This window comes from Mesorhizobium sp. M1169 (genome assembly GCF_040318345.1).
Lineage (GTDB): Bacteria > Pseudomonadota > Alphaproteobacteria > Rhizobiales > Rhizobiaceae > Mesorhizobium.
On record NZ_JAMYME010000023.1, the window covers coordinates 66,968 to 78,106 of the forward strand.

The 11,139-nt window shown below is 65.0% G+C and carries 10 protein-coding genes; 6 read left to right on the top strand and 4 right to left on the bottom strand.

Going from position 1 to position 11,139, the window contains the following annotated elements:
• Nucleotides 1-19 precede the first annotated feature (19 nt).
• Nucleotides 20-895, bottom strand: coding sequence for a zinc ABC transporter permease AztB (gene aztB / locus NKH41_RS21420; protein ID WP_352457155.1), 876 nt, complete (start codon nt 893-895; stop codon nt 20-22).
• Nucleotides 895-1,707: a zinc ABC transporter ATP-binding protein AztA gene (aztA, locus tag NKH41_RS21425; protein ID WP_352933804.1), complete on the bottom strand. Its 813-nt coding sequence runs from the start codon at nt 1,705-1,707 to the stop codon at nt 895-897. The genes aztB and aztA overlap by 1 nt, the downstream gene beginning before the upstream one ends.
• A 211-nt stretch (nt 1,708-1,918) precedes the next feature.
• Here aztA and NKH41_RS21430 point away from each other — a divergent pair, with 211 nt between their 5' ends.
• Nucleotides 1,919-2,263: a RidA family protein gene (locus tag NKH41_RS21430; protein WP_023674415.1), complete on the top strand. Its 345-nt coding sequence runs from the start codon at nt 1,919-1,921 to the stop codon at nt 2,261-2,263.
• Between the two features lie 166 nt (nt 2,264-2,429).
• Here the strand turns inward: NKH41_RS21430 and hutC are convergent, their stop codons facing one another.
• Both hutC and NKH41_RS21440 read right to left on the bottom strand, forming a co-directional pair.
• On the bottom strand, nt 2,430-3,191 hold the full coding sequence (gene hutC, locus NKH41_RS21435) for a histidine utilization transcriptional repressor HutC (protein ID WP_352933807.1): 762 nt from the start codon (nt 3,189-3,191) through the stop codon (nt 2,430-2,432).
• Nucleotides 3,188-4,540, bottom strand: coding sequence for a formimidoylglutamate deiminase (locus NKH41_RS21440; RefSeq protein WP_352933810.1), 1,353 nt, complete (start codon nt 4,538-4,540; stop codon nt 3,188-3,190). Before NKH41_RS21440 ends, hutC begins: the two co-directional genes overlap by 4 nt.
• A gap of 98 nt (nt 4,541-4,638) precedes the next feature.
• Between NKH41_RS21440 and hutI the strand changes: the two genes are divergently transcribed.
• From hutI to NKH41_RS21465, 5 genes are all read left to right on the top strand, one after another.
• Nucleotides 4,639-5,874 (top strand): imidazolonepropionase, encoded by a 1,236-nt coding sequence (hutI, locus tag NKH41_RS21445; protein ID WP_352933813.1) that lies wholly within the window; start codon nt 4,639-4,641, stop codon nt 5,872-5,874.
• The gene (gene hutH / locus NKH41_RS21450; protein ID WP_352501464.1) at nt 5,871-7,406 is read left to right on the top strand and encodes a histidine ammonia-lyase; all 1,536 of its coding nucleotides are present in this window, start codon (nt 5,871-5,873) and stop codon (nt 7,404-7,406) included. The genes hutI and hutH overlap by 4 nt, the downstream gene beginning before the upstream one ends.
• A gap of 409 nt (nt 7,407-7,815) precedes the next feature.
• Nucleotides 7,816-8,634 carry an N-formylglutamate deformylase gene (gene hutG, locus NKH41_RS21455; RefSeq protein WP_352933816.1) on the top strand — a complete coding sequence of 273 codons (819 nt, stop codon included), beginning with the start codon at nt 7,816-7,818 and terminating at the stop codon, nt 8,632-8,634.
• 32 nt (nt 8,635-8,666) lie between these two features.
• Nucleotides 8,667-10,337, top strand: coding sequence for a urocanate hydratase (hutU, locus tag NKH41_RS21460; RefSeq protein WP_352933819.1), 1,671 nt, complete (start codon nt 8,667-8,669; stop codon nt 10,335-10,337).
• An 8-nt stretch (nt 10,338-10,345) separates the two neighbouring features.
• Nucleotides 10,346-10,933 (top strand): HutD/Ves family protein, encoded by a 588-nt coding sequence (locus NKH41_RS21465; protein ID WP_352933822.1) that lies wholly within the window; start codon nt 10,346-10,348, stop codon nt 10,931-10,933.
• The last annotated feature ends 206 nt before the right edge of the window (nt 10,934-11,139 follow it).

The window sequence follows — 11,139 nt, forward strand, 5'->3', positions numbered from 1 at the left end:
CAGTTTCTCCTTGTTGGGATCAGGCAGTTCTGTGGCGGTGATGGACGATGCGGGCGCGCAGGATGCCGCGCGTGCCGAACAGGATCGAGGCGAAATAGACGACGCCGGCGGACAGGATGATGGCCGGGCCGGAGGGCAATGACGCATGGTAGGACAACAGCAGCCCGGCAATACAGGAGGCAAAGCCGATTACTGTGGCCAGCACGCACATCGGCTCGACGCGCGAGGTCCAGAAGCGGGCCGCCGCTGCCGGCAGCATCATCAGCCCGACCGACAGCAAGGTGCCGAGCGCCTGGAAGCCGCCGACGAGGTTGAGCACGACGAGGCCGAGAAAGATGAAATGCACCGGGCTGCCCATCCGGCTGACCGAGCGCAGGAACAAAGGGTCGAGGCATTCGGCGACCAGCGCCCGCCAGAAGATGGCGAGGCTGACCAGCGTCACCACGACGATGCCGCCGATCAGCGTCAGCGCCTCGTTGTTGAGCGCCAGCACGGTGCCGAAGAGCACATGCATGAGATCGACGCTGGAGCCGCGGATCGACACCATGAGCACGCCGATGGCCAGCGAAATCAGATAGAAGGCCGCCATGGAGGCGTCCTCGCGCTGGATGGTGAAGCGCGAGACGGCGCCGGCGCCGAGCGCCACGATGATGCCGGCGATCAGTCCGCCGATCGTCATCGGCAGGATCTCCAGGCCATAGAACAGGAAGCCGGCGGCAGCACCCGGCAGGATGGCATGCGCCATGGCGTCGCCGGACAGGCTCATGCGCCGCAGCATCAGGAACACGCCGACCGGGCAGGCGCCGAGCGACAGCATCATCGAACCGGCAAGCGCCCGCTGCATGAAGGCGTAGTCGGCGAAAGGAGCGACGAACAGACCGTAAAGCACCTCCATCATGCCGCCCTCGGCCCGGAGCCGTGATAATGGTCGTGGTCATGGCCGTGCTCGTGGCCACTGTGCTCGTGATCATGCTCGCCGGGCTCACACCATGGCGCGTTGTCCTCCCAGGCTTCGTGGAAGCGGCGCGCGCGCAACAGATTCTCCGGCTGCAGCGTCTCCCTGGTCTCGCCCCAGGCGATCGGCTGGCGCGCCAGGAGCAGTGTTTCGGGGAAATTCTGCCGCACCAGATCGAGATCGTGGACCACAACCATGATCGTGCGTTCCTCGCCGTGCCAGCGCTTGATCAGCGCGATCAGGTCGCCGACCGTCTTGGCATCGACAGCGTTGAACGGCTCGTCGAGCAGGATGAGCTCGGCATCCTGCAACAGCACGCGGGCAAACAGCGTGCGCTGCAGCTGGCCGCCCGACAGTGTGTCGATCGGCCGCTTCTCGAAACCGCCTAGGCCGACGGCCATCAGCGCCTTGCTGACCGACTCGCGGTCTTCCCTTGTATAGCGGCCGAGCATGCCGCGCCGCGGCCACAGGCCAAGCGAAACCAGGTCGACGACCCGGGCCGGAAAGGAGCGGTCGAGTTCCGATTGCTGCGGCAGATAGGCGGCGCGTACGCCGGGCGCCCGGATCACCGTGCCGGCCATCGGCTTTAGGACGCCGACAATGCCCTTCATCAGCGTCGACTTGCCGGAGCCGTTGGCGCCGACGACCGCCGTCAGCGATCCCTTGCGGATTGTTCCATTGAGGTGGTGGACCGCAGGATGGCTATTGTAGCCCAGCGTCAGGTCGCGGAAGGTCAGGCAGGTTTGGCTCATGTGACGATCCATGGGGCGATGATCGGTGCTGCAGGGGCGGATTCGATATGTGATGTTATTACATTAGTCAACAAGCCAATCGGGCGGAATTGCGGCCGGGCCGTCTTGTTGTGTGCTTTGGCTTGGCTCAAGAAGTTCCGCTCGAGCGGCCTTGCCCCCGGCGAACCCGGCCCCTAAACAGGCGCAGCGACAAGAGGAGAAGGAATATCCAATGAGCATTCGTCGTATCGATGTAGGCCCGCGCATGAGCCAGATCGTCATCCACGGCAACACCGTCTATCTGGCCGGTCAGGTCGGCAAGCCGGGCGGAAACGTCGGTGCCCAGACCAGGGACATTCTGGCGGCGATCGACGAATTGCTGGCCAAGGCCGGCACCGACAAGACCAAGATCCTGCAGGCGATCATCTGGCTGGCCGACATGAGCACCTTTGCCGAGATGAACGCGGAGTGGGACAAATGGGTACCGCAAGGCAACACGCCGGCCCGCGCCACCGGCGAAGCCAAGCTTGCCGGACCGGAATATCTGGTCGAGATTATTGTTACCGCGGCGATTTGAGGCGCGGCTCCTAACCCTCCCCTCGAGGGGAGGGTCGGCGAGTAGTCGGAGCGAAGCGGAGACTGCGAGACTGGGTGGGGTCGGCGAGGTTGCACCGACCCCAACCCGCGTCACAAATGCCGCCATGCGGCAATTTGCTCCGCGACCCTCCCCTCGCGGGGGAGGGTTACCCCCTTGACGGCGTGAACCGCGCCACCAGCGTGTGGTTCTCTGCCGCATAGGTGAAGCGGACATGGGTGACGGGGTGCTCGGCGCTCCATGTCCGCCGCTCGATCACCAGACACGGCGCACCGGTCGCGATGTCGAGCGCCGCCGCGATGTGCTTTTCGCCGGCAACGGCGCGAATCCGATGCTCGGCGGCACTCCACGGCACGCGCCCGATCAGCCACGGACCGGGCGCCGTGTCGAAAAACGCCTCTTCGGCAGCCTCCGGCACGGCGGCCAGGTTGATCAGCCGCTGCTCGTGGGCGAACGGCCGCTTGCCGGCGAAATGCCGGCATTCCAGCACCAGCACCGGCCCGGCGACGTCGAGTTCCAGCAGGGCGCGGTCGTCGGCGCTGCTGCGCCTTCTGTTTCGCGCCATGCGCTCGTAGCGGTAGGGCAGGCCAAGTGCCTCGACCTCGATCCGGATGTCGTGGATTTCGAGAACGGCTGCCTGCGACTGCGGCTGGCGGACAAAACTGCCGGAGCGACGCCGGCGCTCGATCAGCCCGGCCTTGGCCAGTTGCGACAGGGCCTTGTTCACTGTCATGCGCGAACATCTGTATTCGGCCGTCAGTTCATGCTCGAACGGAATGCGGTGGCCGGGCGCCCAGGCACCCGACAGGATCCGTTCGCTGATGTCCGACAGGATGCGCTGGTGCAGCGAAAGAACCTCGCCGCCGTCCGCGCTTCCGGAATCCGCGCTTATTGTCCCGATCATGCTCATGCCGAAAGCGCCGTCATCACCTTGCGGAAGCGCTCGGCGATGGCATCGCGCCTGGCATGGATGCCGCCGCTGACCAGTTTCTTGCCATGCACCCAGACGCAATCGACCTTGGTGCCGTTGGCAAAAATCCAGGCATCAAGGATTGCATCGCCCGTCTTGCCGGCCAGCGATGGATGCTTGCCGTCGAGCGAGACGAAATCGGCCGAGGCACCTGCTGCGATCTGCGAGAGGCCGGCGCCCAACGCGGCACTGCCACCATCGAGCGCTGCATCGAACAAAGCACGGCCGGTCGAGCCACCGGCCACCGCCAGCACGTTGCGGGCGCGGTGGGCGAGGCGCTGCGAATATTCGAGCTGCCGCAACTCGTCCGGCAGGCCGATCAGTACGTTTGAATCCGAGCCGATGCCGAAGCGGCCGCCATGCTGCATGAACAAGGACGCGGCAAAGGTGCCGTCGCCGAGATTGGCCTCGGTGATCGGGCAGAGGCCGGCAACGGCGCCGCTTTTCGTCATTTGCACCGTCTCGGTCTCGGTCATGTGCGTAGCGTGGATGAGACACCAGCGCCGGTCGACCTTGGCGTTGGCAAGCAGCCATTCGACCGGCCGCGCCCCGGACCAGGCAAGGCAGTCCTCGACCTCCTTCATCTGCTCGGCGATGTGGATGTGGATAGGCCCCTCCGGCGCCATCACCGTGATGTCTTCCAGTTCCTCCGGTGTCACGGCACGCAGGCTGTGCGGGGCGACGCCGACGACACCTTGATTCAGCGCGCGAATGGATTCGCGGCATTTCTCAACAAGCCGCGAGAACTGCTTCACATCGTTGATGAACCGGCGCTGGCCTTCATTTGGCGCAGCGCCGCCGAAAGAGGAATGCGCGTAGAAGACGGGCAGCAAAGTCAGCCCGATGCCTGTCTCGGACGCTGCGGCAACGATGCGCTGCGCCATCTCGGCGATGTCAGTATAGGGCCGGCCGTCACGGTCGTGGTGGAGATAGTGAAACTCGCCTACGCGCGAGAACCCGGCCTCCAGCATCTCGACATAGAGCTGGGCCGCGACCGCCTCGACCTGGTCCGGCGTCATCGACAGCGCGAAACGGTACATCACCTCGCGCCAGCTCCAGAAACTGTCGGCGGAAGGGCCGCGCAATTCAGCAAGGCCGGCCATGCCGCGCTGGAAGGCATGGCTGTGCAGGTTCGGCATGCCGGACAAAAGGATGGCACGGCGCTCGTCGCCGGGCAGGAGCGAGGTATTCGCCTCGACCGTGGCGATCCTGCCGTCGGAGATGACGATCCGCACATTGCTGTGCCAGCCGTCGGGCAGAAGCGCCTGTTCTGCAAAGATTGCTGTCACGTTTTTCTCCAAATCCCGGTCTGCCGTGCCATGATAGCGCTTGCAGTGCCTTTTCATATGTATATACATAATCGTCACCTATTGAAACGGAAAAGATGATGGCTGCAGAGAGCAAAAGCCGGGCAGGGGAGGTTCGCCTCTGGCGCAATGCGCGCCTCGCGACCATGGCCGAAAGCAGCCCCGGGTCAGGCGTCGTCGAGCACGGTGCAATCGCCGTGCGCAGCGGCCGGATCGTCTATGCCGGGCCGGAAGCCGACATGCCGGCAGCACTTAGCAAAGGCGCCGAGGCGATCGACTGCGAAGGCCGCTGGATCACGCCCGGCCTGATCGACTGCCACACTCATCTGGTCCACGCCGGCAACCGGGCCAATGAATTCGAGATGCGGCTGGCCGGCGCTACCTATGAAGAGGTTGCCAAGGCCGGCGGCGGCATCGTTTCCTCGGTCAAGGCACTGCGCGCGGCGAGCGAGGACGAACTGGTCGCCCAGTCGCTGCCGCGCCTCGATGCGCTGATCGCCGAAGGCGTCACCACCGTCGAGATCAAATCCGGCTACGGTCTCGACCTCGAAAACGAGAAGAAGTCGCTGCGCGCCGCACGACGGCTGAGCGGTGAGCGGCCGGTGACGGTCAGGACCACTTTCCTCGGCGCTCATGCACTGCCGCCCGAAGCAAAAGGCGACAAGGACGCCTTTATCGATCTTGTCGCCAACGAGATTTTGCCGGCCGTCGCTGCCGAGGGCCTGGCCGATGCCGTCGACGGCTTTTGCGAAGGCATTGCCTTTTGGCCGGAGCAGATCGCCCGCGTGTTCGATGCCGCAAAGGCTGCGGGCCTGCCGGTCAAGCTCCATGCGGACCAGCTGTCCAATCTGCACGGCGCCGAACTTGCGGCGCGCTATGGTGCGCTATCGGCCGACCACCTCGAATACACCGACGAGGCCGGTGCGGCGGCGATGGCGAAGGCCGGAACCGTGGCGACCATCCTGCCCGGCGCCTACTACTTCATCCGCGAGACCAAGAAGCCGCCGATCGCCTTGTTTCGCCAGCATGGCGTCAGGATGGCCGTTGCCACCGACAACAATCCCGGCACGTCGCCGCTGACCTCGCTGCTGCTGACCATGAACATGGCCGCGACGTTGTTCGGCCTGACCGTCGATGAATGCCTTGCCGGCGTTACCCGCGAGGCTGCCCGCGCGCTCGGGCTGCTTGGACAGACCGGCACGCTGGAGGCCGGAAAATCCGCCGATCTGGCGATCTGGAACGTCGAGCGCCCGGCCGAACTCGTCTACCGCATGGGCTTCAACCCGCTGCATGCCCGCATCTGGAAGGGACAATGACCGAACTCAAGCTAAGGCCGGGCAATGCCACGCTGGCCGATTGGCGCGCCATCTATCGCGGCGCCGCACTGAGGCTCGACGATGCCTGCCGACCGAAGATCAAGGCCAGCGCCGAGGCCGTCGCCAGGATCGTTGCCAAGGGCGAGCCGGTCTATGGCATCAATACCGGCTTCGGCAAGCTGGCCAGCGTCCGCATCCCCGCCGCCGATCTGGAAACGTTGCAGCGAAACATCGTGCTGTCCCATGCTGCCGGTGTCGGCGAGCCGATGCCCGTCGCAATCTGCCGGCTGATGATGGCGCTGAAGCTGGCCAGCCTGGCACAGGGCGCCTCCGGCGTGCGGCCGCGGACGATCGAACTGCTCGAGGCGATGCTGGCCAACGACGTTATCCCCGTGGTGCCGGCGCAAGGCTCGGTCGGCGCTTCCGGCGACCTTGCGCCGCTGTCGCACATGACCGCCGTGATGATCGGCGTCGGCGAGTGCTTTACCCCGCATGGCCGCTTTCCCGCCAAGGTCGCCTTCGTTTCGCACGGCCTGGAGCCGGTGACACTGGGCGCCAAGGAAGGCCTGGCGCTGCTCAACGGCACCCAGTTTTCGACCGCCTATGCGCTTGCCGCTTTGTTCGAGGCGGAAGTGCTCTACCAGTCGGCACTGGTCGCCGGCGCGCTGTCGACCGATGCCGCCAAGGGCTCCGACGCTCCGTTCGATCCACGCATCCATCTGCTCAGGAAACATCGCGGCCAGATCGAGACGGCCGAGGCGTTGCGCAATTTGATGGCCGGCAGCGCCATCCGTGAATCGCACCGCGTCGGCGACGAGCGCGTGCAGGATCCGTATTGCCTGCGCTGCCAGCCGCAGGTGATGGGCGCAGCACTCGACGTGCTCCGCAAGGCCGCCGAGACGCTCGGCACCGAGGCCAACGGCGTCACCGACAATCCGTTGATCTTTGCCGAGGACGACTCCGCACTTTCGGGCGGCAATTTCCATGCCGAGCCGGTCGCCTTCGCCGCCGACATGATCGCACTCGCCGTCTGCGAGATCGGCTCGCTGTCGGAGCGGCGCATCGCCATGCTGGTCGATCCGGCGCTGTCGGGCATGCCGGCCTTTCTCACGCCCAAGCCGGGTCTGAATTCCGGTTTCATGATCCCTCAGGTCACGGCGGCAGCACTGGTTTCTGAAAACAAGCAAAAGGCCTATCCGGCCAGCGTCGATTCGATCCCGACCTCGGCCAACCAGGAAGACCATGTCTCGATGGCGGCGCATGGCGCGCGCCGCCTCATCGGCATGGTCGAGAATGCGACGGCCGTCATCGGCATCGAATTGCTGGCCGCCGCGCAAGGCTGCGATTTCCACGCACCGCTGGCCTCGAGCGCGGCACTGGAGGCGGTGCGCCGGCTGGTCAGGGCAGAGGTGCCCCATCTCGACAACGACCGGCACTTCCACCCCGACATGGAGAAGGCCATCGCCATGATACGCAGCGGCGCGGCGGTCGAAGCGGCAAGCGCGGTAAAGCTGCCGGGGGTGACGTCGTGAGACGGTTCACCGTCACAGGCCGCGTTCTGTCGCGCCCCCCTCTGTCCTGCCGGACATCTCCCCCTCCAGGGGGGAGATTGGCTGTCGTCTCGGCTTTCGCCAATCTCCAGCGTTGCAGGACTGAGCGAGGCGCCGAAGCTGCCAATCTCCCCACTAGAGGGGGAGATGTCCGGCAGGACAGAGGGGGGCGCTGTCCCGCCAACCTCAGCCCGGCAACACCGAAACTTTCAAATCCAGAAACAAAAAACCCGCCTCGAGGGCGGGTCGTCGGGCCGAATCAGCACCATACCGAATTTAGTAGCATAGCTGCCGGCACAAAGCAAGAACAAAATGCGTTGCGAGCGATAAAAACCGAAGTCGGTGTTCAAGGACGATTGCAAAGTCGCGTTCCTTCGCGCGGAGACTTCCGATGACCTCACCCTCCTGGCTCACCGTCACCCAAGGCACAGCACCCCTGCTGGTTTCGATCCCGCATACCGGCATCGATCTCGCCGGCCTCGACAGCCGGCTGGTCTCGCCCTGGCTCGGCCGCCGTGACGCCGACTGGTGGATCGACAAGCTTTATGACTTCGCCGAGAGCCTCGGCGCGACGGTCGTGCATACGGCGATTTCGCGCACCGTTATCGACGTCAACCGCGACCCGTCCGGCGCCTCGCTCTATCCCGGCCAGACGACGACTGGGCTCTGCCCGACAGAGACCTTTGACGGCGATCAGCTCTACCGCAAGGGTGAAGAGCCGGAACCGTCTGAGATCGACGAACGCCGCCAGAAGTTCTTCGTACCCTATCATGCGGCTCTGCAGGCCGAGATCGACAGGCTGCGCGCTTTGCACGGAAAAATCGTCGTCTATGACTGCCATTCGATCCGCTCGGTGCTGCCGCGCCTTTTCGAAGGCAAATTGCCGGTCTTCAATCTCGGCACCAATGACGGCAAGAGCGCCGATCCGACGCTGCAAGCGACGGTTGGCCAGATCCTCGCCGAAACCGGCAAGAGCTACGTCGTCAACGGCCGCTTCAAGGGCGGCTGGATCACGCGCCATTTCGGCCAGCCGCAAGCCGGCGTCCACGCGCTGCAGATGGAACTCTCCAACCGCGGCTATATGCGCGAGCCCGAAGGCAAGGGCGAACCGGCTAACTGGCCGGTGCCTTACGAGGCCGAATTCGCGGCGCCGATCCGCGTCACGCTGAAGAAGATCCTGGAAACCGCGATCGCCTGGGCCGAACGCTGACGCGCGGTGCACCTCACTCGAAAGGGACAATCATGACCGATCCTCGCCACAACATCCGTGAAGTGCGCAGCCCGCGCGGCAGCGAGCTCAACGCCCGCACCTGGCTGACGGAAGCGCCGTTGCGCATGCTGATGAACAATCTCGACCCAGACGTCGCCGAAAACCCCAACGAACTGGTGGTCTATGGCGGCATCGGCCGGGCGGCGCGCACCTGGAACGATTTCGACCGCATCGTTGCCTCGCTGAAGACGCTTGGCGACGACGAGACGCTGTTGGTGCAATCGGGCAAGCCGGTCGGCGTGTTCCGCACGCATCCTGACGCCCCGCGCGTCCTGATCGCCAACTCGAATCTCGTGCCGCACTGGGCGACATGGGAGAAATTCAACGAGCTCGATAGAAAGGGCCTGATGATGTACGGCCAGATGACGGCCGGCTCGTGGATTTACATCGGCACGCAAGGCATCGTGCAGGGCACCTACGAGACCTTCGTCGAAGCCGGCCGCCAGCACTATGGCGGCAATCTCAGGGGCAAATGGATCCTGACCGGCGGCCTCGGCGGCATGGGCGGTGCCCAGCCGCTCGCCGCGGTCATGGCCGGCGCCTGCTGCCTGGCGGTCGAATGCGATCCCGACCGCATCGATTTCCGGCTGCGCACCCGCTATGTCGATGAGCGCGCCGACACGCTCGACGAGGCTCTGGAAAAGATCGAGCGCTGGACCAAAGCCGGTGAGGCGAAATCGGTTGGCCTGGTCGGCAACGCCGCCGACATCGTGCCGGAACTGGTGCGGCGCGGCGTGCGCCCTAACATCGTCACCGATCAGACCTCGGCGCATGACCCGCTCAATGGCTATCTGCCCAAGGGCTGGTCGCTGGCCGAGTGGCGCGAGAAGCGCACCAGCGACCCGAAGGCCGTTGAAAGAGCTGCCCGCGCGTCGATGCGCGAGCATGTCGAGGCGATGGTGGCGTTCTGGAACGCCGGCGTGCCGACGCTCGACTACGGCAACAACATCCGCCAGGTGGCGAAGGAGGAGGGGTTCGAGAATGCCTTTGCCTTCCCGGGTTTCGTGCCGGCTTACATCCGTCCGCTGTTTTGCCGCGGCATCGGCCCGTTCCGCTGGGCAGCGCTTTCCGGCGATCCCGAGGATATCTACAAGACCGACGCCAAGGTGCGCGAGCTGACCCCCGGCAACACCCATCTGCACAACTGGCTCGCCATGGCGCGTGAGCGCATCGCCTTCCAGGGCCTGCCGGCGCGCATCTGCTGGGTTGGGCTTGGCGATCGCCACCGGCTCGGCCTCGCCTTCAACGAGATGGTCGCCAGGGGCGAACTGAAAGCGCCGGTGGTCATCGGCCGCGATCACCTTGATTCCGGCTCGGTCGCCTCGCCGAACCGCGAGACGGAGGCGATGAAGGACGGCTCCGATGCCGTCTCCGACTGGCCGTTGCTCAACGCCTTGCTCAACACCGCGTCCGGCGCCACCTGGGTGTCGCTGCACCATGGCGGCGGCGTCGGCATGGGCTTTTCGCAGCATGCCGGCATGGTCATCGTCGCCGACGGCACGCCCGAGGCGGCCAAGCGCCTGGAGCGGGTTCTGTGGAACGATCCGGCGACCGGCGTCATGCGCCACGCCGATGCCGGCTATGACATCGCGATCGAGTGCGCCCGGGAGAACCAGCTCAACCTGCCCGGCATTTTGGGCTGAGCCGCGCCTTGCACATCCTTCGGGCAGCCGAATACCGGTCGATGCCGTGGAAGAACGGCGGCGGGATGACGACGGAGATTGCCGTCTCGCCGCCAGGTGCCGGGCTCGACGATTTCGACTGGCGCGTCTCGATGGCGCTGGTCGAGGGCGGCGGCCCATTTTCCGGATTCGCCGGCGTCGACCGGACCTTGGCGTTGCTGGAAGGCGAGGGCATGATCCTCGGCATCGCCGGCCGGCTACCGGTCGAAATCACTAAGGCTTCCGCACCGCTTGCCTTTCCGGCCGACGTGCCGACGCAAGCCACGCTGATCGCCGGTCCGATCACCGACCTCAACGTCATGACCCGCCGCGCCCGGGCGATCCACACGGTCGAGCGCCTGCTGATTTCGGCTCCGACGGAGATCCAGGCCGAAGCCGATGAAACACTCATCCTGTGCGTCGACGGCGAACTCAGCGTGGTCGGCGCGGCGCCCATGCAACTTGGCCCGCTCGACGCGCTGTTGCCCGGGGCGCAAGTGCCGGAACTGCGCCTCGATCCGGTCCGGCCGGCCATGCTGTTCGTGATCCGCATCGACCGCATTGCCGGCAACGATTAACGTCTGTTTCCAAACATGATCGTGACGCCGGCCAAATATCGCGTAAGCTGGTCGCTGCATCACGAAAAAGCCTGAATCTTCCGCCGATCAGAAGCCGAAACGATGCTCATAGTGCTCGCCTGGAAGTTGTCGAAAGACGGCATCTTGTCGTGGTGCGGAAACAAACTTTCGGCCAAGTGTTGCGATGCAACCAATTGCATTTGGAC